Below are 19670 nucleotides of genomic sequence, written 5' to 3'. Positions count from 1 at the left end.
TTGTGCCGATGCGCGATACATAGCGCTCATTGGCGTTCAGTTGTGCCCGGTTGCAATCAGTTGCGGCGGGGGTTGTCGGGCTGGCGGTCGCGGCGGTTGGGTACGCCGTCACCGTCGCGGTCCCGGTCGTAGCGGTTGGCCACGCCGTCGCGGTCACGGTCCCAGCCGCCGCGCTGCATGGCCCAGCGGCCGTCGTGCTCCATCCAGCGCGGCTCGCGGTAGTGGTAGCCGGGGCGGGCCTTCACCCAGTGGCCTTGCATCCACACATGGCGGTGGCCGCGCCATTCCCAGTGGCCGGGCACCCATGCCATGCCGCGCCGATGGCGGGGCACAGCCTCGTAGCGCGGGGGCGGTGGGGCCTGGTATTGCACCAGCGCCGGGGCGGGGCGCTGGTAGTGGGGGCTGCCCGACTGGATGACGATGGTGGCGCCAACCTGTGCATGCGCCGCCGTCAAGGCGCTCAGCGACAGCAGGGCGATGGAAGCGGCGGCGAGGGCTATGCGTGCCATGGTGTTCTCCTCAGAAAGGATTCCGTGCGGAACCGGGAGCCTTGATCGTGGGGGCGCTGCGTCAAGCGCATGTAGGTGCTGTGCGAAGTGTTGTGAAGTTGTGTTGCAGCGCGCCGACTTGCGCGCAGTATTCAGAGGTTTTTTAGCCTGTAACGCCCTACTGGTAAGCGCTGCGTGCTATGAAAAAAATGTGCTAGCGCCGCATGCCCGCAAACGCCTCGAACTCCCAGCTGCGCAGCGCCAGCAGCAGCGTGTAGCCCTCGCGTTCGCTTTGGGGCAGTTTCTGGTCGGCCAGGTGCTGCTGGGCAAAGTCGTGCGCCACGCGCTGCATGCGTTCCATGAAAGCCGGGGCCAGACTGCGGCTGATGGCGCCGTGCACCAGCAGCACGCCCTCGCCTGGGCCGTCAAAGCCACCCGCAAAGTAGTCGAGCAGTGCGTGCTCCCGAAAGTAGTTCATCACCGCACCGTGCGGGCGCCAGCGGAAGGTCTTGGCGAGCTTGAGGCGGTAGCGGTTGAACGGCCGCAGCTCGATGATGCCGATACGGTCGAGCTGGGCCAGGTACCGGATGCCCTCGGCCTCGGTCAGGCGGTAGGCGGTGGTCACCTGCTCCAGCGTCCACTGGCTCAGCACGCAAATGGCCATCAGCAGCAGTTTCTTGTCGGCCACCACGGCCCGCTCCTGCTCGGGGGTCAGTTCCCTGAGCAGCGGCTGGTTGTCGGCCACATGCCGGGCCAGGTCGGCAAAGTCCAGCGCCAGCGCGCGGCAGATGGCGTCGATGCGTGACAGCGGCATGTCGCCCTTGGCCAGCATGCGCTTGACGCTGGACTCGGCCATGCCGAGTTGCTGCGCCAGGTCGGCATAGGTCATCTGGGCGGTCTTGAGTTCCTTCTTCAGGGCGGCAACAAGGTCGGCGGTGGTGCTCATTGGTATCGATTATGGATACCCAAGGTGCTCTTGGTAGCGCCCTGAGCGACTTTATGCCCCCAATTGCGCCGGCGTTGCCCACACTGCGCGGCATCACCCACTACCGGCCACGCAACACCATGACCTTTGACCATTCACTTCCCCGGGGCGGCCTCACCCGGCCTGAAACCGGCCTGCTGCTGGGCGCCGCGGTGCTGCTGGCACTGGCGGTGCTGGGCCCCGCCGTGCCTGCCAGCGAGCACCAGCATGGCTTTGCCGATCAGCGCATGCTGTGGGGTCTGCCCTGCGCGCTGGACGTGCTGACCAACCTGCCTTTTGCCCTGGCGGGCCTGTGGGGGCTTGGGTTGCTGCGGGGGTTGCCGCGCGGCGCGGTCGATGCGGTCACGCGCGCCGCGGCGGGCCTGTTTTTTGTGGGCCTGGTGCTGACATCGGTCGGCTCCACTGTTTACCACCTGCGCCCCGATGACGCAGGCTTGCTGTGGGACCGGCTGGGCATGGCCGTGGCCTTTGCCGGGCTGCTGGGCCTGGCGGGGGCCAGCCGCGTCAGTCTGCGCGCGGGCGGGGTGGCGGCGGCCGCCATGGTGGTGGCCGGGCCGGCGGCCGTGATGTGGTGGGCGCACACCGGCAACTTGCTGCCCTGGGCGGTGGTGCAACTGGGCGGCATGCTGGCGGTGACGGCCATGGCGTTGCTGCCCACGCGGTGCGGCGCACTGGCACTGCAGCTGGGCGCCGTCATGGCCTGGTATGGCGCGGCCAAGCTGTTCGAGGCCGCAGACCACGCGGTGTTTGACGCGCTGGGCCAGTGGGTGTCGGGCCACAGCCTCAAGCACCTGCTGGCGGCAGGTGCCGCATTGCCGGTGCTGGCCGCGCTGGCCACAGTGCGCACCGGCCCGCTGCCTGCGGGCGCAGCAGTCACGGTGTGCGGGCAGAATGGCGCGCCACGTCACCCCGGTGTGCGGGCGCACTGCATGCGCCAGGGCACCGGCACCAGAACAGCGGTGGACCTGGCGCGCAGCCGCAGACCCCGCGCCCAATAACCCGTGACGGAACCGAGGACCAACGCATGACCCCCGAGACCCTCTCTGACAGCGCCACCAGTGCCACCAGCGCAATCAGCAGCCATCCTGCCCCTGGCGCACATGCCGACCCCAACCAGTTCGCCCTGCTGCGCCAGCGCCGCTTTGCGCCCTTTTTCTGGACGCAGTTCTCGGGTGCGGCCAATGACAACCTGTTCAAGTTCGCCTTCACCGTGATGGTGACGTACCAGCTCAGCGTGTCGTGGCTGCCACCTGCCATGGCGGGGCTGGTGATTGGTGCGCTGTTCATCCTGCCGTTTTTGTTGTTCTCGGCCACCTCGGGGCAATTGACCGACAAGTTCGACAAAACACGCATGATCCGTTTCGTGAAGAACCTGGAGATTGCCATCATGCTGGTGGCCGCTGGCGGGTTCATTGCGGGCAACGTGCCGGTGCTGCTGCTGTGCACGTTTTTGATGGGCGTGCACTCCACGCTGTTTGGCCCGGTAAAGTTTGCCTACATGCCCCAGGTGCTGACCGAGCGCGAGCTCACCGGTGGCAACGGCATGGTCGAGATGGGCACCTTCGTGGCCATTTTGCTGGGCAACGTGGCGGGGGGCCTGCTGGTGGCCATTCCCGGCATTGGGCACACCACGGTGGCCCTGGCCTGTGTGCTGCTGGCGCTGATGGGGCGGGCCGTGGCGCAGTTCATCCCCCCGGTGCCCGCCACCGACCCGCACCTCACCATCAACTGGAACCCCTTCACCGAGACCTGGCGCAACCTCCAGCTGGCGCACGAAAACATCGTGGTGTTCCGCTCGCTGCTGGGTATCAGCTGGATGTGGTTTTTTGGCGCGGTGTTTTTGAGCCAGTTCCCCAGCTTTGCCAAAGAGGTGCTGCATGGCAACGAGCAGGTGGCCTCGCTGCTGCTGGTGGTGTTTTCCATCGGCATTGGCACCGGCTCGCTCTTGTGCGAGGTGCTCTCGCGCCGCCATGTCGAGATCGGCCTGGTGCCACTGGGCGCCATTGGCATGAGCGTTTTTGCCATCGACCTGTATTTCGCCGCGCGCGGCCTGCCCGCTTCCGATGTGATGGGCCTGGCCGCCTTTGTGGCGCAGCCCGCCCACTGGCGCGTGATGGCCGACCTGGCGCTGCTGAGCCTGTTTGCCGGCCTGTACAGCGTGCCCATGTATGCACTGATCCAGATGCGCAGCCAGCCCACGCATCGCGCGCGCATCATCGCGGCCAACAACATCCTGAACGCTCTGTTCATGATTGCCAGCTCGCTCATTGCAGGCGCGTTGCTGGGCGCGGGTTTCACGGTGCCGCAAATCTTTTTGTTCACCGGCATTGCCAACGCGGTGGTGGCGTTTTACATCTTCCTGCTGGTGCCCGAATATTTGCTGCGTTTTGTGGCCTGGGTGCTCTCGCGCTTTGTTTACCGCTTCAAGGTGCAGGGCGACGAAAACCTGCCCGTGCAGGGCGCGGCCGTGCTGGCGTGCAACCACGTGAGCTTTGTCGATGCGGTGCTGCTGATGGCCGCCAGCCCCCGGCCCATCTATTTTGTGATGGACCACCGCATTTTTCGGGTGCCGGTGCTGGGCGCATTGTTCCGCCTGGCCAAAGCCATTCCCATCGCCCCCTACAAGGAAGACGCCGCCACCTACGAGGCTGCCTTCGAGCGCGCGGCGCAGGTGCTGCAGGGCGGCGACCTGCTGGCCATCTTCCCCGAAGGCGGCATCACGCGCGACGGGCAATTGCAGCCGTTCAAGGGCGGTATCGTCAAAATTCTGGACCGCGCCCGCGCCGACGGGCTGGACGTGCCCGTGGTTCCGATGGCACTGACCAACCTGTGGGGCTCGTACTTCAGCCGCATCGAGCAGGGCGGTGCCATGGTGCGGCCGTTCCGGCGTGGCCTGTTCAACCGCGTGGGGCTGAACGTGGGCACCCCCGTGGCGGCCGCCGAGGCGCAGCCCGAGTTATTGCGTGAGCGCGTGGCGCGCCTGCTGGCGGCCTGATGGCTTGTTGCCACCTGTCATCAATGCACAGCCTTCATGAGCGGCCTGTGGGCCCCCGCACCATGGCGTTTGCGCCATTCACGCTGAATTCGCCGAAGGTCTTTGACAAGCCCGCGCGGCCTTCGAAGTATCCCGGCGCCGGATCAATAACGCCGCCAGTAGCCGGGTGGCGGCGGTGGCGCCATGGGGGCGGCGTAGCCCGGCCCGGGTGCCCCCGGGCTGGTGAGCATGCGGCCATACACCGGCACCTGGTGGCCGCGGGCATACATGCACTGCACGTAGGCGCTGTCATAGCCGCGCTGGCTGCCGTAGCCCGCAGATTGCGAATTGCCAGCGCCCACGCTGGAGCCCATCAGCAGGCCCATGCCAGCGCCCACCGCCGCGCCCTCGTGGTTGCCGCCCAGGGCGGCACCCGCCAAGGCGCCGATGGCCGTGCCCACCACCGCGCTGCCCACGGCGCTCTGGTTGACGGCTTCGTTGGCGCCGCCCACCTGCATGTGTGCGTATTGCCGGCAGTTGACGTCGTCGTACCGGAACTGCTCAAAACTCTTGGTGCTGCCGGGCAGCACCGTCACGCTGGGGCCGGTGGGCATCACCGTGCAACCGGTCAAGGCCAGCACCAGCAGCGACACGCTTGCGAGGGAAAGGGGTTTCATCATGATTCCTCAAGGTGAAGATAAGGCGCCTGCCCGGCGCCAGGGTCATTGCAGCGAGGGGCAGGGCTGTCCATCAGTTGGCCGGCGGCTGCGCCGGCACCTGCAGCCAGCCGCCAGGGCAGTGGGTGATGTAAGGATAGTAGCCATCGGGTTCGTTGCAGCGGTACCAGTAGCCCTGTGGCAGCTGCCCGTTGGTGCCGCCGCTGTAGGCCGGGGCGTCGTTGCCGCGCTCGATGTAGACGGGCGGTTCGGCGGGCACTGCCATCACCGGCGGCGACCAGCCATACGGATAGGGTTGGTAGTAAGGGTAGGCCGGGCGGTACACGGGATAACCAATACCCGGGCCCAGGTAAACGCCAATGCCCACCCGCGCACCCCGGTGCCCATGGCTGTGCCCGCCGCGATCGGCCCACGCAACGCCGCTGGCGGCAAGCGCCGCAGCGGCCATCCCGGTCCATGCGAGAGGCCGCAGTTTTTGCCACATCATGATTTCACCTCGGTGGTACGTCGCAACGAGGTTGGGGGCGCGGCGCCCACGAAAAGTTCCGGCCCCGCTGTGCTGCACCATGCCGCAGGGTGGCCGACGCGGCCAGTGCAGCCGGGCCAGCGCCAGCAGCGGTTGAAGCACCTCGGATGCGTTGCACGGCGCACGTGTCATCTGCTGCTAAAAATATGGTGAAAACAGGCTCTAGCGCTTTCTAGTAAAGCGCAAACAGCTATTGAATTAATAGTGTTTTAAAAGGAAAAAAACCATGAGCAAATCATTGCGACTGTCTGAAAAATGGTTTCGCCGCGGCCTGTGGCTGGTGGCCCTGGTGTTTGCCGGCTTCCTCATCGGCCTGGGCGGCACCATCGTGGGCGACCTGCCCAAGGTCGAGGCCCCACTGCGGGTTGACGACTTTCTCGACAAACCGGCGGCCCAGGCCCTGCGCAGCCAGGTGCAGGCCGCCCGGCAGGCAGAACAAGAGGCGCAAACCGCGCTGGAGCAGGCGCAGCTGCAGCGCAGCAAGACCCGCAGCGAAAGCCAGTCCGCGCGCGAAACCTTCAACAACTGGCTGGCCACGCGCAGCGTCACCCAGCGCGCCGAGCACGACCCCGAGGTGCTGGCCCGCACCCAGGCGCTCGATGCCCTCAAACAGGCCGAGCGCACCACCCAGCAAGCCGTAGAGGCACAGCAGCAGGCCGCGCTGGATGCCCGCCAGGCCGCCGCCGCCGCCCAGGCGCGCCTGAGCACGCTTGAAGCCGCAGGCTACGAAAAGCTCAACGCCGAGCGCCGCAAGGTCGAGCTGCGCGTGTTCCTGTACCGCCTGGCGCTTACGCTGCCGCTGCTGGTGGTGGCGGGCTGGCTGTTTGTAAAAAAGCGCAAAAGCACTTACTGGCCGTTTGTGTGGGGCTTCATCTTTTTCGCCTTGTTTGCATTCTTTGTCGAACTCGTGCCCTACCTGCCCAGCTACGGCGGCTACGTGCGCTATGTGGTGGGCATCGCCATCACGGCGCTGGTGGGGCGCTATGCCATCCTGGCGCTCAACCGCTACCTGGAGCGGCAAAAGCAGGCCGAGTCCCTGCCCGACCAGCAGCGCCGCAAAGAGCTGGGCTACGACGTGGCCCTGGCGCGCCTGGCCAAAAGCGTGTGCCCCGGCTGCGAACGCCCGGTCGACCTGAAGAACGACAAGATCGATTTTTGCCCCCACTGCGGCATCGGCCTGTTTGACCACTGCGGCCACTGCAGCACGCGCAAGAGTTCATTTGCCCGGTTTTGCCATGCGTGCGGCGCGGGGGCACAGGCCAGCCAGTCAGCGCAGCCCGGGCATTCGCCCGTCACCCCCGCGTGATACAAAGGCAGGCGCAGTTCAGGGCCTCACCCTGGGTGCCGCGTATCCTTTCCACCCCAACCACTTCGGGAGCCATCATGGGTTTCTTTTCCAACATCTTCTCCAAGATTTTTCCGTCGGCCAACGCCGCCGAAGTCGTGGTGGCCCCGCCACCGGCACCCGCCGCCGCGGGCGCACCTGCAGCCCCCCCAGCACCGGCATCCATCGCGCTGGGAGACGTGGCGCCCATCCTGGACGCCATGCCCGGCGCCAGCGCGCTGAACTGGCGCACCTCCATCGTTGATCTGCTCAAGCTGCTGGGCCTGGACAGCAGCCTGTCGGCGCGCAAGGAGCTGGCCGCCGAACTGCTTTACAGCGGCAACGACGAACCCGGCTCGGCCGCCTGGAACATCGGTCTGCACAAGCAGGTGATGCGCAGCATTGCCGCCAACGGCGGCACGCTGCCGGCCGATCTGCGCGATTGATCTGCGGCGCCGTCGCGCCGCCCCAGAAGGCCCCTGTCGTCTTGCATGGCAGGGGCCTTTGCTTTGGGCGGTTATAGTTTTTTGGGTCAAATATGGCTCTAGCGCTTATGGAGAAAGCGCTGGTAGCTATCAAAAATAAAGCATTGAGTGTGATCGTGCCACGCCGGGTGCAGCGCGCCCAAGCTGCCTTTTCGGTGCGCGGGGCGCTGCAAAGTGCCGGTGCCAAGCGCTGCGCCTGTCGGTCGTCAGGCGTGCAGTCGAACCACGCATTCCTCACCCAGCATGTCGATCAACTTCACCGCCACCGTAGCGCCCGTGGGCGGTGCGGGCAGCTCGTAGCGCCCGGCCACCAGGTCTTGCTTGCGCGCGGGCACGTCGGCCAGCGCCACGTTGAACACCTCGCCGTCGTGCTGGGTGTCGATCAGCACGCAGTCCACCACCGCGCGCCAATCGGGGATGCTGGCGCGGAAGATGCCCTCTTGCAAGTCGAGCCGCGCAATGATGCTGGGCGACACCACGTCGTCAATCTGCACCACCAGCGTGTTGCCATCGCGCTCCAGATGCGCCTGCACGCTCATCGGCTCGTGCTTGATGAAGCCGCCCGCCTTGCGGTCGGTGCGCAGCTCGATCAGGTGAATCTTGTTGACGGGGCGGTTGTGGTTGTACTGCGCTACCCATTCGCGCGCCTTGTGCTCCTGGCCCAGGCTGACGACCAGCATGTCGCGCTCTTCTTCGGGCCGGTTTTTGAGTTCGGTGCGCAGCGCTTCGAGGTCCAGCGGTGTGAGCGGGTGGTTGAGCGGGATGATCTTGGCCAGCATCGCGCCGCGCGTGCCGTCAAAGAATGGGTCGGTGCGCGTGCGCGTTAGCCCCAAGTGCTGGCAGGCCAGCTCCACCGCCTCGTTGTGCTGGATGTGCAGGTCGTAGTCGTTCACGCGCAAGGTGCTGAAGCTGAGCTGGCAGGGCGCGGTCGGCGCATCGTCGCGCGCCACCAACTCGCCTTGGCTGTTGGCGGCGGCCAGTGCCTGCGCCTGCTCGCGCATCACGCCCTGCAGCCGCTTGGCCGTGGTCTGGATGGCGCCCTTGTTGATGTCGCATCCAATCCAGCGGCGGCCGAGTTTCTGGGCGACGGCGGCGGTGGTGCCGGAGCCGATGAAGCAGTCGAGAACGAGATCGCCGGGGTTGGAGGAGGAGGCGATGATGCGTTCAATCAGGTTTTCCGGCTTTTGAGTCGGATAGCCCAACAATTCTTGCGATTGATTGTGTATGGGGCGAAGGTCGGTCCAAATGTCTTGCGCTGTGCCGCCTTGAGCCACAGCCTCATCGAGGTAGCGTTTGAGACGGGGAACCCCTGCAGTTTTGGGCCAGTGAATTCGGCCTTCTGCATCCCACTGCTCCAAAGTGGAAACCGCAACCTTCCAATGGTTTCCCCGTTCGCCAGGATTTATTCCACGCCAAGATTTTCCTGTTTCTCCATTGCGAAGACCGGACGCCATCAAATCGCTACGCGAATACTTGCGTCCACTGGATTCTTCAACTTGATCAAAGAACTGCTCGAGGTATTTTTGGTTTAGCTCCGTTCGCTGGGGGTTCCAGGTTCTACCTGCTGGGCCGTAGTAGTAAATCGTGTCATGGATGATGCCGAAACGACCCGCGTCGCTGTGAGCGCTGACACGCTGCCAGACAATTTCATTGACAAAATTGTCGGGGCCAAACACCTCGTCCATAAGTAGTCGAAGGTAACTATTTTTTGATGGATCGCAATGCAGGAAGATTGCCCCGTCTTCTGCCAGCAGTTCCTTGAGCATCAATAGCCGCTCATACATGAACTGCAAATAGTTGTCGTTGCTCCAGATGTCCGTGTACTGCACCTGCTCGCCCAGCGCGTAGTCCTCGCCATCGATCTTCAGCATTCCCTTGGGGCCGCGCAGTTGCACCTTGCGCACATAGTCGGCGCCGCTGTCAAAGGGCGGGTCGATGTAGATCAGCTTGACCTGGCCGCGAAAGCCGTTGGCCAGCAGGTGGGCCAGCACTTCCTTGTTGTCGCCGTGGTAGAGCAGGCCACCCTGGGGCAAACCTTGCGGCCACTTCGACCAGTCGGCGGTGCCCAAACCTTGCGCGGGCGCGGCGTCGGTGGCGCTGAAGCGTTCAATGGCTTGCGCCGGGAAGGCCGTCACGCGGCCCAAGGGTTTTTTGCCCACCCAGCTGAGCATGGGGCGGCCTTTGGCGCGGGTGATGCTCACCTCGGTGGGTTTCTTGGCGGGCGACGGTTTTTCGGTCATAAAAGAAGAGTCTCAATCCACCCAGTTTTCCACCTGCAGGCCAGGTACGCGTGCAAATTCACGGGTGTTGTTGGTCACCAGAATCCAGCCCTGAGAGCGCGCATGCGCCGCCAGCCACAAGTCGTTGTTGCCGATGGGAAGCCCCTGCTGTTGCAAGGCGGCGCGAATCTGGCCGTAATGCTCACCCGCCTCCAGGGGCAGGGCGCAGGCCGGTATCACCTGCATGAGTTGTTCGATGGTGTTCAGGGCGCGCTCGCGGGCTTGGCTTTTTTCCGCCCCAAACCGCAATTCACCCAGCGTGATGGTGGACATGGCCACGTCGTGCAGGGCGTGCTGCTCAAAGCGTGCGCGCACCGCCAGCGGCTGGCCTTTGGCGATGTAGATGCAGATGTTGGTGTCGAGCAGGTAGCGGACGGTGGAACGATCGGTCATCAGAACGCTTCCCGCTCTTGTGGTGGGGTGTCGTGCCGACCGTCACCCATGAAATCGGCGGGCATGCTGGCCAGAAGATCAAAAACCACGGCGGCGCTGAGCGGAACTTCGCGCAACACAATATCGCGGCCCTGGCGAAAAATTTCGACTTGGTCCACGTTGAGCCGAAATTCCTTGGGCAGGCGCACCGCCTGGCTGTTGCCAGACTGAAAAACGCGGGCGTAAGTCATGCGTTTGCTCCTTTTGAGGATGTATATATGTTAAGTATATACATTGTCAGCCCAAAATAAAATCACGCACGGTTTTCTTGCCCTCGTCATGCAGGGCTGTGTCGGCAAACATGACGTGGTAGCGCAGGCGCTCGGGGTTGAGGTCTTCCCAGCGCTTCAGTGCTACAGCCTTTCGGCCTTCCTGGGTTTGCGGGGGCTCGCCTGCCGCGTGGCGGGCCATGTCGGCATGGATGTCGGGGCTGAGCTTGTCGCTCTTGACTTCCACCACCAGGTGTTTGCCGTCGGCGCGGCGCAGCACGAAGTCGGGCGTGTAGGTGTGCCAGCGGCCATCGTCGCCCAGGTACTCGGCGCGCAGGTCGGTTTTCCCCGCATCGGTCAGGCCGCCGGTGAACCACAGGCCTTCGATCTGGTGCGGGTGGCTTTGCAGCAGGCCCAGCGTCCAATCCAGAAATTCGGCCTCGGGCGTGGAGTCGAAGTTGTAGCCCTCGTAGTGGAAGCTGGTTTGCAGGGCCAGCGCGGCATGGGCCGTGTCCTTGGCTTGCTTGTAGAGTGGTTCGCGCTCTTTCGCAAAGCTGATGCGGGCGGTGTAGATGCTTTGGCCATCCACCTCGGCGTGGTCGAAGCCCTCGGCCTTGACCAGGGCCACGGCCACTTCGATTTCGTCCCAGGTTTCCTCGTACTGGCTGCGCTGGGCTTCGATTTGCAGCGCCAGGGCATCGAGGTGATGCTCTGGTATTTGTAGCTGCTCGCGGTTATCCTGATTGGGTTGCGTGCCATTTTGACTGTAAGCACTGCGCAGGGCGCCCAGCAGCTCGGGTGTGGGCAGGTGGTGGCTGGTGGCCAGCCGGGCGGCGGCGGTGTAGGCATCCAGCATCGGCGTGTAGGGCTGCAGCAGCACGTCGCCGGCATCCAGGCGCTGCAAGCGGGTGTCGCCGCTGGCGGTGAGCACAGGGCTCCAGGTTTGCACAACGGGGCCGCTTGGGGCCGGAGTGTCAGGCACGGCGAAAGTCAGTGGCGTGGCAGCACCGCTGTCGGCCTTGCGCTGAATGCGCAGCACGCGCTTTTTGATGAGGAGCGGCGGCAGGTGGGGCTTGTGCAGGTGGATGGTTTTTTCCACCCGGTCGGCGTGCTGGGCATCCAGCGCTTTGAGGCTGGTGCCGTAGGTTTCGGCGAGCTGGTCTTCCAGCGTTTTCTTGTTGCTGGCGGTCAGGTAAACGCGTGCTGGCGCCTTGTTGTCCGGTACCTGGCGCAGGCAGCGGGTGGCAGCCTGCAGCACGAAGTTGTTGCTGGTGGCGAGCTTGCGCACCAGCGCGCAGGCAAACAGGCTGGGGCAGTTCCAGCCCTCGGTGCCCATGTTGACCAGCAGCAGTACGCGGTGCGGGGCGGCGCTGTCGCGGGCCACGGCCTCGAAGGCGCGGCGCGTTGCGTCGCTGGATTTGTTGTCCACGGCCAGCAGGGTATCGGGGCCAATGCCGTGGGCCAGCAGCGCCGATTCGATGGCGGGGCGCAGTTCGTCGCGTGTGTCGATGTTGGGAAAATACAGCGCCAGCCGGGCCGGGGCGCCGTTTTCCAGCGCCACCGGCCAATAGTCGCGCACAAAGTCGTCGATCACGCTTTGCACCATGGTGCCGGCCTCGCCATCGCCCAGCTCCAGCACCTTGATGCCGCCGGACAGCTCTTTGAGCACGCCATCGCGTATGCCTTCGCCCAGGCCGTACCAGACGACCACGTCGCGCAGCGGCTGGCGCTCGAAATAGGGCGTGCCGGTGGCGTTGATGGTGACGATGAGGTTGGTTTCCTGCGCCAGGTAGTCGATGGTGCGGCGCACTTTTTTGATGCCATCGTCCTTGAATACCGGCTCGCCAGTTTCCTTGTCTTTTTCCCACTTGCCCAGCAGCTTCTGGCCGTAGGTGTGGTGGGCTTCATCCGAGAATACGGCCAGGTGCGGCAGCGAGGCAATGGCCTGCAGACGCAGGTTGGCCAGGGCCGTGGCTTCTTCGTCTTTGGTGCCGGCAAACAGGCGGCTTTGCGCGGTGTTGCGCACGGTGGGTTTCTGGATGCGGATTTTTTCGGTGTTGGTGACGATGACGTTGAAGCTGCTGCCCAGCGTGATGGGAATGGTTTTGTCGCCGTCGCGCGTGAAGGTGAGCTTGAAGCTGGCGGCAAAAGGCTTGTGCAGCCGCGCGGGGAGCAGGCGGTCAAACGGAATATCGGCGAGCTCGCGCAGCGCACTCAGGATGGTTTTACCGGGTGCGAACACCAGCGCGTTTTCAACAAACGGGCCATCGGGATATTCCAGCGCCATGGCGAACTCGGTGGCGACAATGGAGCCCATCAGGATGGTCTTGCCGGCGCCCATGGCCAGCGCCAGGATGTAGCTGGGGTAGTCGAGCGCGAAGGTTTCGCGCAGGGATTCGAGTCCGTGCTTGCGTACGAAGGCGTTGTCGGTTTGGAGGCGCTCCAGGACGGTATCCAGCCCGTCGTCCGCAATCATGTCCACGATCTCGCGTGCGGTCAGACCCATGGCTTCGCGTCGGTCTTTGGGCTTTGGGAACAGCGTTGCGTAAAGGTCGGGAATACGTGGTGTATTCAGCACCAGCCGCAGGTACCAATAGGTTTCCAGCGCTCGGAACTGCGCGTGGCGCAGGTAGCGCAATTGCCCGGTGGCTGGGTCTTCGATTGCGAAGTCGAGGATTTCGCGGATGGCGGGGAAGTCGGGGCAGTCGTAGCGCGCGGTGCGCCAAGCGTCCACGCGTTCGGCCAGGGCCTGGAAAAGGTGGCTCATAGGGGGCTTGGTTCTCTAATAAAAGTGGCTTAAACGCCCAGGTGTTAAGCGTTGTCAGCTATCAATAGATGAGTTTAGAGTGTCCGCGCCGCACAGGGCTTTGATACTGTTCACACCCCGCGCGCCCGGTCGGCCTTGAATTGCGCGCGGAACTGCGCAAACTGGCCTGCCTCCAGGGCTTCGCGCACTTCGCGCATGAGGTTGAGGTAGTAGTGCAGGTTGTGGATGGTGGTGAGCATGGGGCCCAGCATTTCGCCGCAGCGGTCCAGGTGGTGCAGGTAGGCGCGGCTGAAGCCGCCTCGGCCGCCCTGGCTCCATGGCACGCCCGCGCTGCCAGCGCAGGCGTGGCAGCTGCAGGTGGTGTCCAGCGGCTGGTGGTCGGTCTTGTGGCGGGCGTTGCGGATTTTGAGGTCGCCAAAGCGGGTGAACAGCGTGCCGTTGCGCGCGTTGCGCGTGGGCATCACGCAGTCGAACATGTCCACACCCTGCGCCACGCCTTCGACCAGGTCTTCGGGTGTGCCCACGCCCATCAGGTAGCGGGGCTTGTGGGCGGGCAGCAGGTGCGGCGTGTGCGCCATGATGCGCAGCATTTCGTCCTTGGGCTCGCCCACGCTCACGCCGCCCACGGCATAGCCGGGGAAGTCCATCTCGACCAGGCGCTCCAGGGATTCGGCGCGCAGGTTTTCAAACATGCCGCCCTGCACGATGCCAAAGAGGGCGTTGGGGTTTTCGAGCCGCGCAAACTCGTCCTGGCTGCGGCGCGCCCAGCGCAGGCTCATCTCCATGCTCTTGCGGGCCTCGGCTTCGGTGGTCAGATGCCCCTTGGTTTCGTACGGGGTGCACTCGTCGAGCTGCATCACGATGTCGGAGTTGAGCGTGGTCTGGATCTGCATGCTCACCTCGGGCGACATGAAGAGTTTGTCGCCGTTGACGGGAGAAGCAAAGTGCACGCCTTCTTCGGTGATCTTGCGCATGGCGCCCAGGCTCCACACTTGAAAGCCGCCCGAGTCGGTGAGGATGGGTTTGTCCCATTTTTCAAAGCCGTGCAGGCCGCCAAAGCTCTGCATCACGTCCTGGCCAGGGCGCATCCACAGGTGAAAGGTGTTGCCCAGGATGATCTGCGCGCCCATGTCGTGCAGGCTTTGCGGCATCACGCCCTTGACGGTGCCATAGGTGCCCACGGGCATGAAGATGGGGGTTTGCACCACGCCATGGTTGAGCGTGAGCGTGCCGCGCCGGGCGTGGCTGGTGGGGTCGGTGGTGAGAAGGTCAAACTGGAGCATGGGCGCGATTGTCCCAGATGGGGCCACACCGCCATGCCGCGCTGCGCGCTGCCCACGCGCCGCTACACTGGTCCGAACTGTTCAATACAAAGGAGTTGTTGCCATGATCAAGATACTTATCGCTGTGGATGGCTCGGCCCTCTCGCTCGACGCCGTGCACCATGTGCTGCGGCTGGTGCAGGACGGCCTGCGCGCCAGCGTGGTGCTGGCCAATGTGCAAGAGCCCGCGTCGCTGTATGAGCTGGTGGTGTCGCGCGACCCCGACCTGATCGCCGCCGCCAGCGTGGAGGCCGGCGAGCACCTGATGGCGTCGGCCCGCGCGCTGCTGCAGGCGGCCGGCCTTGGCTGCGAAACCGCCGTGGGCGTGGGCGACCCGGCGCATGTGCTGGTGGACATCATCGAAAGCTCGGGTTGCGACATGGTCGTGATTGGCGCGCGCGGCCAGGGTGCCATCAGCAGTGCGTTGCTGGGATCGGTGTCGCAAGAGCTGGCCCACGCCAGCCCGGTGCCGGTGACCATCGTGAAGCACCCCGAGGTGCTGGAGGTGCAAGACGACCTGGAAGGTGCCGCAGACGCAGCAGTTTGACCTGCAGATGCGCGAAGGGCCGCTGTTCGCGGCCCTTGTGCAGAATTAAATGAATGCTTGACCGGCTTCAGGCGGCCTTGCGAAACGGCTCGGCCGTGCGCTGCAGCTTGCCGTGCGGCAGGCTGGCCAGGCGCTTGAACATGCGCCGCACGTAGCCGTTGACCCACAGGCACTTGTTGAGCTCGTCCACCGGCAGGGGGCCTGACACCACCACGATGTCGTTGGCCACATCTTGCGCACCTGCTGCGCGCAGGCGTCGGCGCGTATTGTTGGCCCACGACTGGATGCGTGTGGGGCTGCCGTGCTGGTGCACCTCGCCTGTGTGCACATCAAATGCAATGGCCACCGTGTCGGTTTTCAGCTTGAACCGGCGTTCACCCGTGACCGCGCTGGGCGTGTCACGCATGTCGTACAGGTAGTAGCTGCCTGCCTTGAGCTGGTATTGCATGTCCATGGGATTTCCTCTTTAGCGGCATTGTCGAGGGCGCACAGTGCAGGCAATGGCAGGTTAAAGGGTGGGAAAGGGGCTCTTTTTGGGAGCCCTTCGCCAAGGGCCATGCCGGCGTCGGTGCGCGTGCCATTGTGGCGGCACGTCGGCGCGTCAGGGGCAAACTTGAGGACGATGTTGTAACGAGTTGTGAGCTGGCTCGGCGCCGCACGGAGCAGGGCATTTTATGGCGCGAATGTGCCCACCACCCGCAGATACTGGCGTGTACCAGGCGCGGGACGCCAAGCAAGGGCCGCCCCGCAGCGAGGGCGTCGTCCCCCTTCCCGAATTGCGCAGCAATTCGAGAGAAGGGGTGAAGGCGCGCAAGCGCCTCAGGGGGATGCTATCTACTAAAAATCCACCAGGCTCAGCCCCAGGCTGAGCACCGTGCGCTTGTGGTTGTAGTCGATCATGCTGTCGCCGTAGCCGCTGAACAGCTGGGTGTGCAGGCGCAGGTTGCTTTTGCCACCACCCAGCCCCGTGCCCAGGGTTTGCAGCCATTCCAGCCGGGCCGAGCCGCGCCCCGTGCCGGACAGCGAGTGGCGCACCGTGGCGCCCAGGGTGTTGTTCTTGTCCACGTTCCAGAACACCTGCACTTCGCCCCGGCCGATGTAGTCGCTGATGCCGGGGTTGTCGTCGCTGGTGCGGTCTTCGGACAGGCGCTTCCAGACGCGCGCGCGCACGTTCCAGCGGTTGTCCAGCTCCATGCCGGTCATGAGATAGGCGCGGTTCCAGCTGCGCGACAAGGGGTTGCTCTGCCCGTTGGACTGGTGCACCAGCCCGACGCCGCTGTAGCGCCAGCGCCAGCCAAAAGGCAGTTGGGCGTCGGTGGGATACACATAAATCACCTCGGGCTCATGGTCCGTGGTGCGGAAGGGGCGCGAGATATCGGGACTGAACAGCTGCCAGTACGACTGCTGCGTGTAGCCAAACCACAGCGAATCCTTGCGCGTGGGGTGGCCCTGGGTGAGCATGCCCTGGGCGATCTTGGTGCGCACCGACAGCTGAATGCGGTTTTCGGTGCGCCGGTAGGGAGTGATGTCGGCAGCGGTGCGGTCCTCGGCATCCGAGCTGGGCTGGCGGTTCACGCTGTCGGAGGCCACCACCGACACGGTGATGGGCCGGTAGCCGCGAAAGCTGAAGGTGCCGCAGTCGCTGCCCGACTCCAGCTCCCAAAAGCGCGAGAGGTCGCTGTACTGCGTGTCGCGGCAGCCTTCGGTCTGTGCCACATCGATGATGCGCGTGGCGGGGAGACGGGTGTCCACCGGCAGTGCAACTGCCCCAGCACTGTCGCCCGGGCTGGCCGCGCCCGCACCGTCCGCTGATGCCGATGCGGCCGATGCGGCGGGCGCCTGCCAGGCCTGCTGGCCCGCCCACTGGTCGAAGCAGGCCAGGCGGGCCTGGTTGTCGTGTCCCAGGGCTGCACACTGCCGCCATGCGCTGTCGGCGCGGGTGGATGCGCTAGTGCCTGGGTTGCCGGTGGCGGGCACGGCCTGGGCCAGCGCAGCCCCGGCCGGGGCCAGCAGTGCCAGCGCCAGGGCGGCGCCGTGGCGTGCGCTCATTGCCAGCCCGCCTGCTTGCGCAGCACAAAAGGAAGGGAGGTGGCGGGGTTGGCGTTGTTCCATGTTCCGTGTATTTCCTTGCCGCAGCTGCCATCGACCACCTGGCCTGTCCAGGTGGCACTGATGTTGGTTCCGTTGATCGATTCTTCCAAGGTCAGTTCGCCCGCGTCCACATCGCCGCTGAGCTGCGCAGTGGTGTCGCCACGCTGCACGGTGCCGCGCACGCTCTCGGTCAGCTCCGGGTGGGGTCCCAGTTGCAGCACGGCTGCGGTGGCCGGTGCAGGCTCTGCGTCCGGGGTGCTCGCCTGCAGTGTGGCCTGCCAGCGGCCCTGCAGGTGCTGGTGGTTCATGTCGGCAGCCGCCGGACAAACTGCCGAAGAGTTTGGGTCATTTTGGCCTGTAGCGCTTGTAGGACAAGCGCTGATAGCTATCAAAACGTAAGTGATTGCAGCCCGTGGCGCGGGCCACGCCAGCGGTTTGTTGGGGCGTGGTGTCATGCAGTGGGTGCCGCGTTGGCCGCATTTGCAGCGCTTGCGGCCTGCGCCTTGGCAGCAAATTCGGCGCGCAGGGCCTTGAGTTTTTCGCGTGGGTCTTCGCGCGCCGTGGTTTTGTCCAGGCCCATCTCGGCAATGAAGCGGCTGGGCCGTGCGGCCACCATCTCGCGGCCCTTCTTGCGCTTTTTGGTCCAGCTCACGGCCAGCGTGCGCTGGGCGCGGGTGATGCCCACATACATGAGGCGGCGCTCTTCCTGCAGGCGTTGCAGGGTGTCATCGGCCACCTTGAGCTGGCGGCCCTCGTCATCGTCGAGCTTGAAGGGCAGCATGCCCTCGGTCACGCCCACCAGAATCACGTGAGGCCACTCCAGCCCCTTGCTGGCGTGCAGCGTGGAGAGCGTGACCATGTCCTGCTCTTGCTCGCGCTCGCTGATGGTGGAGAGCAGCGCAATGGTCTGCGACACCTCCAGCAGGCTTTTGGTCTCCCTGGCCACCACGGCGCCCGCTGTGTCGTCGATCTGGCCGCCCGCGCGCTGGGCCATCCAGTCGCAAAACTCCAGCACATTGCTCCAGCGGGCCGCAGCCACCTTTTCGCTGTCTTCGCCGTCGTACAGGTGCTGCTCGTAGCCTATTTCCTTGAGCCAGTCGGTCAGAAAAGCGCGCGCATCTTCGGCGCCGTGCGTGTGGCGTGCGCGGTGCTCCAGGTCGTTGATGTAGCGGCCAAACTCGTGCAGGCCATCGAGCGCGCGTTTGGGCACGGCCGCGGGCAGCATGCCGTTGAACAGCGCGCCGAACATGCTTTGCTTGTGCTGCGTGGCAAACGCGCCCAAAGCGGCCAGCGTGGTGTGGCCGATGCCGCGTTTGGGGCTGCCGATGGCGCGCAAAAACGCCGGGTCATCGTCGTTGTTGATCCACAGGCGAAACCAGGCGCACAGGTCCTTGATTTCGGCGCGGTCAAAAAAGCTGGTGCCGCCCGACACTTTGTAAGGAATGCTCGCGCGGCGCAGCGCTTTTTCAAACGGCTTGGCCTGGTGGTTGGCGCGGTACAGGATGGCGAAGTCCTTCCACGCAGGCGGTGGGTTGCTGGCGGCGCGCAGGCTCTGGATGCGGGCCACGGCGCGGTCGGCCTCATGCTCTTCGGTGTCGGCATCGACCACGCGCACCGGTTCGCCCTCGCCCAGTTCGCTGAACAGGGTCTTGGGAAACAGCTTGGGGTTGGGCCCGATCACGTTGTTGGCCGCACGCAGGATGGCGCTGGTAGAGCGGTAGTTCTGCTCCAGCTTGATGACCCTGAGCGCGGGGTAGTCCAGCGGCAGCTTCTTGAGGTTGTCGAGCGTGGCGCCGCGCCAGCCATAGATGGACTGGTCGTCGTCGCCCACGGCGGTGAAATGGCCACGCTCACCCACCAGCAGCTTCAAGAGCTCGTACTGCGTGGCGTTGGTGTCCTGGTATTCATCGACCAGCACATGGGCCAGCAGCGCCTGCCACTTGGCGCGTACCTCGGGAAAATCGCGCAGCAGCTTCAGCGGCATGCCGATGAGGTCGTCGAAATCCACGCTCTGGTAGGCCGCCAGACGCTCTTCGTAGCGCGCCATCACCACGGCAATGCTGCGCTCGTTGTCGTCTGCCGCCTGGGCCAGTGCCTGCTCCGAGGTCAGGCCCATGTTCTTCCACTTGCTGATGGTCCACTGCCACTGGCGCGCGGTGGCCAGGTCGGTGGTGCCGCCAGCGGCGTCTTTCAGGATACCGGCCACGTCATCGGCATCCATGATGCTGAACTGGGGCTTGAGGCCCAGCACCGCGCCATCTTCGCGCACCATGCGCACACCCAGGGCGTGGAAGGTGCACACCAGCACATCCTTGGCGCGGCGGCCAATCAGGCCCTTGGCGCGCTCGCGCATTTCGGCGGCGGCCTTGTTGGTAAAGGTGATGGCGGCAATGCGCTTGGGCTCCATCCCTTTTTCGATCATGTGCGCGATCTTGTGCGTGATCACCCGCGTCTTGCCCGAGCCGGCCCCCGCCAGCACCAGACAGGCACCGTCGGTGTAATGGACAGCCTGAAGCTGGGCGAGATTGAGACCGGCAGACATGGAGGGAGGGGGAGGGAAGGGG

General features: G+C 64.8%; 18 protein-coding genes. 5 read left to right on the top strand and 13 right to left on the bottom strand.

Annotation, left to right across the window (positions count from 1 at the left end; all coding sequences use genetic code 11):
* Window positions 1-56: 56 nt before the first annotated feature.
* Entirely contained in the window at window positions 57-509 is a 453-nt protein-coding gene (locus tag DTW89_RS11565) for a YXWGXW repeat-containing protein (protein WP_111868816.1), read from the bottom strand.
* A 193-nt stretch (window positions 510-702) separates the two neighbouring features.
* Window positions 703-1434, bottom strand: a complete 732-nt coding sequence (locus tag DTW89_RS11560) for a helix-turn-helix domain-containing protein (RefSeq protein ID WP_114656053.1) — start codon at window positions 1432-1434, stop codon at window positions 703-705.
* Between the two features lie 53 nt (window positions 1435-1487).
* On the opposite strand from DTW89_RS11560, the gene DTW89_RS11555 reads away from it, so the two are divergent.
* Entirely contained in the window at window positions 1488-2471 is a 984-nt protein-coding gene (locus DTW89_RS11555; RefSeq protein ID WP_147277650.1) for a hypothetical protein, read from the top strand.
* Between the two features lie 26 nt (window positions 2472-2497).
* Complete coding sequence (locus tag DTW89_RS11550) at window positions 2498-4468, top strand: MFS transporter (protein ID WP_114656051.1); 1971 nt, start codon at window positions 2498-2500, stop codon at window positions 4466-4468.
* Window positions 4469-4611: 143 nt separating this feature from the next.
* Here the strand turns inward: DTW89_RS11550 and DTW89_RS11545 are convergent, their stop codons facing one another.
* Both DTW89_RS11545 and DTW89_RS11540 read right to left on the bottom strand, forming a co-directional pair.
* Window positions 4612-5124, bottom strand: coding sequence for a YMGG-like glycine zipper-containing protein (locus tag DTW89_RS11545; RefSeq protein WP_024813889.1), 513 nt, complete (start codon window positions 5122-5124; stop codon window positions 4612-4614).
* 73 nt (window positions 5125-5197) lie between these two features.
* Window positions 5198-5611, bottom strand: coding sequence for a hypothetical protein (locus DTW89_RS11540; protein ID WP_236637119.1), 414 nt, complete (start codon window positions 5609-5611; stop codon window positions 5198-5200).
* 265 nt (window positions 5612-5876) lie between these two features.
* Here DTW89_RS11540 and DTW89_RS11535 point away from each other — a divergent pair, with 265 nt between their 5' ends.
* Both DTW89_RS11535 and DTW89_RS11530 read left to right on the top strand, forming a co-directional pair.
* Complete coding sequence (locus DTW89_RS11535; RefSeq protein WP_114656050.1) at window positions 5877-6956, top strand: zinc ribbon domain-containing protein; 1080 nt, start codon at window positions 5877-5879, stop codon at window positions 6954-6956.
* Window positions 6957-7033: 77 nt separating this feature from the next.
* Complete coding sequence (locus DTW89_RS11530; RefSeq protein ID WP_114656049.1) at window positions 7034-7420, top strand: DUF3597 domain-containing protein; 387 nt, start codon at window positions 7034-7036, stop codon at window positions 7418-7420.
* A gap of 245 nt (window positions 7421-7665) precedes the next feature.
* On the opposite strand, the gene DTW89_RS11525 is transcribed toward DTW89_RS11530, so the two are convergent.
* From DTW89_RS11525 to tgt, 5 genes are all read right to left on the bottom strand, one after another.
* Window positions 7666-9699 carry a site-specific DNA-methyltransferase gene (locus DTW89_RS11525; protein WP_114656048.1) on the bottom strand — a complete coding sequence of 678 codons (2034 nt, stop codon included), beginning with the start codon at window positions 9697-9699 and terminating at the stop codon, window positions 7666-7668.
* Between the two features lie 12 nt (window positions 9700-9711).
* Entirely contained in the window at window positions 9712-10131 is a 420-nt protein-coding gene (gene vapC, locus DTW89_RS11520) for a type II toxin-antitoxin system tRNA(fMet)-specific endonuclease VapC (protein WP_024813894.1), read from the bottom strand.
* A complete protein-coding gene (locus DTW89_RS11515; protein WP_024813895.1) occupies window positions 10131-10361 on the bottom strand; it encodes an AbrB/MazE/SpoVT family DNA-binding domain-containing protein in 231 nt (76 codons plus the stop codon). Before DTW89_RS11515 ends, vapC begins: the two co-directional genes overlap by 1 nt.
* Before the next feature lie 46 nt (window positions 10362-10407).
* Window positions 10408-13146, bottom strand: a complete 2739-nt coding sequence (locus DTW89_RS11510) for a DEAD/DEAH box helicase family protein (RefSeq protein ID WP_114656047.1) — start codon at window positions 13144-13146, stop codon at window positions 10408-10410.
* 110 nt (window positions 13147-13256) lie between these two features.
* Window positions 13257-14429, bottom strand: a complete 1173-nt coding sequence (gene tgt / locus DTW89_RS11505; RefSeq protein ID WP_114656046.1) for a tRNA guanosine(34) transglycosylase Tgt — start codon at window positions 14427-14429, stop codon at window positions 13257-13259.
* Between the two features lie 103 nt (window positions 14430-14532).
* On the opposite strand from tgt, the gene DTW89_RS11500 reads away from it, so the two are divergent.
* A complete protein-coding gene (locus DTW89_RS11500; RefSeq protein ID WP_114656045.1) occupies window positions 14533-15015 on the top strand; it encodes a universal stress protein in 483 nt (160 codons plus the stop codon).
* Between the two features lie 67 nt (window positions 15016-15082).
* On the opposite strand, the gene DTW89_RS11495 is transcribed toward DTW89_RS11500, so the two are convergent.
* The 4 genes from DTW89_RS11495 to DTW89_RS11480 all read right to left on the bottom strand — a co-directional run bounded on the left by DTW89_RS11495 (window position 15083) and on the right by DTW89_RS11480 (window position 19648).
* Complete coding sequence (locus DTW89_RS11495) at window positions 15083-15469, bottom strand: hypothetical protein (protein ID WP_024813899.1); 387 nt, start codon at window positions 15467-15469, stop codon at window positions 15083-15085.
* A gap of 383 nt (window positions 15470-15852) precedes the next feature.
* Window positions 15853-17064: a phospholipase A gene (locus tag DTW89_RS11490; RefSeq protein ID WP_236637118.1), complete on the bottom strand. Its 1212-nt coding sequence runs from the start codon at window positions 17062-17064 to the stop codon at window positions 15853-15855.
* The gene (locus DTW89_RS11485; protein ID WP_236637117.1) at window positions 17061-17414 is read right to left on the bottom strand and encodes a hypothetical protein; all 354 of its coding nucleotides are present in this window, start codon (window positions 17412-17414) and stop codon (window positions 17061-17063) included. Before DTW89_RS11485 ends, DTW89_RS11490 begins: the two co-directional genes overlap by 4 nt.
* Before the next feature lie 143 nt (window positions 17415-17557).
* Window positions 17558-19648: an ATP-dependent helicase gene (locus DTW89_RS11480; RefSeq protein ID WP_114656042.1), complete on the bottom strand. Its 2091-nt coding sequence runs from the start codon at window positions 19646-19648 to the stop codon at window positions 17558-17560.
* Window positions 19649-19670 lie beyond the last annotated feature (22 nt).

The organism is Acidovorax sp. BoFeN1 (assembly GCF_003345135.1).
Taxonomy (GTDB): domain Bacteria; phylum Pseudomonadota; class Gammaproteobacteria; order Burkholderiales; family Burkholderiaceae_C; genus Acidovorax; species Acidovorax defluvii.
Note: the sequence above shows the minus strand (reverse complement) of the source record. Positions and strands in the feature narration are given on the sequence as shown.

Excerpts from the sequence above, each read along its gene's own strand:
- DTW89_RS11555 (WP_147277650.1), top strand. The coding sequence starts at position 1,488 with ATGCCCCCAATTGCGCCGGCGTTGCCCACACTGCGCGGCATCACCCAC.
- DTW89_RS11510 (WP_114656047.1), bottom strand. The coding sequence starts at position 13,146 with ATGAGCCACCTTTTCCAGGCCCTGGCCGAACGCGTGGACGCTTGGCGC.
- tgt (WP_114656046.1), bottom strand. The coding sequence starts at position 14,429 with ATGCTCCAGTTTGACCTTCTCACCACCGACCCCACCAGCCACGCCCGG.
- DTW89_RS11525 (WP_114656048.1), bottom strand. The coding sequence starts at position 9,699 with ATGACCGAAAAACCGTCGCCCGCCAAGAAACCCACCGAGGTGAGCATC.
- DTW89_RS11535 (WP_114656050.1), top strand. The coding sequence starts at position 5,877 with ATGAGCAAATCATTGCGACTGTCTGAAAAATGGTTTCGCCGCGGCCTG.
- DTW89_RS11550 (WP_114656051.1), top strand. The coding sequence starts at position 2,498 with ATGACCCCCGAGACCCTCTCTGACAGCGCCACCAGTGCCACCAGCGCA.
- DTW89_RS11480 (WP_114656042.1), bottom strand. The coding sequence starts at position 19,648 with ATGTCTGCCGGTCTCAATCTCGCCCAGCTTCAGGCTGTCCATTACACC.
- vapC (WP_024813894.1), bottom strand. The coding sequence starts at position 10,131 with ATGACCGATCGTTCCACCGTCCGCTACCTGCTCGACACCAACATCTGC.
- DTW89_RS11500 (WP_114656045.1), top strand. The coding sequence starts at position 14,533 with ATGATCAAGATACTTATCGCTGTGGATGGCTCGGCCCTCTCGCTCGAC.
- DTW89_RS11560 (WP_114656053.1), bottom strand. The coding sequence starts at position 1,434 with ATGAGCACCACCGCCGACCTTGTTGCCGCCCTGAAGAAGGAACTCAAG.
- DTW89_RS11495 (WP_024813899.1), bottom strand. The coding sequence starts at position 15,469 with ATGGACATGCAATACCAGCTCAAGGCAGGCAGCTACTACCTGTACGAC.
- DTW89_RS11565 (WP_111868816.1), bottom strand. The coding sequence starts at position 509 with ATGGCACGCATAGCCCTCGCCGCCGCTTCCATCGCCCTGCTGTCGCTG.
- DTW89_RS11485 (WP_236637117.1), bottom strand. The coding sequence starts at position 17,414 with ATGAACCACCAGCACCTGCAGGGCCGCTGGCAGGCCACACTGCAGGCG.
- DTW89_RS11490 (WP_236637118.1), bottom strand. The coding sequence starts at position 17,064 with ATGAGCGCACGCCACGGCGCCGCCCTGGCGCTGGCACTGCTGGCCCCG.
- DTW89_RS11530 (WP_114656049.1), top strand. The coding sequence starts at position 7,034 with ATGGGTTTCTTTTCCAACATCTTCTCCAAGATTTTTCCGTCGGCCAAC.
- DTW89_RS11515 (WP_024813895.1), bottom strand. The coding sequence starts at position 10,361 with ATGACTTACGCCCGCGTTTTTCAGTCTGGCAACAGCCAGGCGGTGCGC.
- DTW89_RS11545 (WP_024813889.1), bottom strand. The coding sequence starts at position 5,124 with ATGAAACCCCTTTCCCTCGCAAGCGTGTCGCTGCTGGTGCTGGCCTTG.
- DTW89_RS11540 (WP_236637119.1), bottom strand. The coding sequence starts at position 5,611 with ATGATGTGGCAAAAACTGCGGCCTCTCGCATGGACCGGGATGGCCGCT.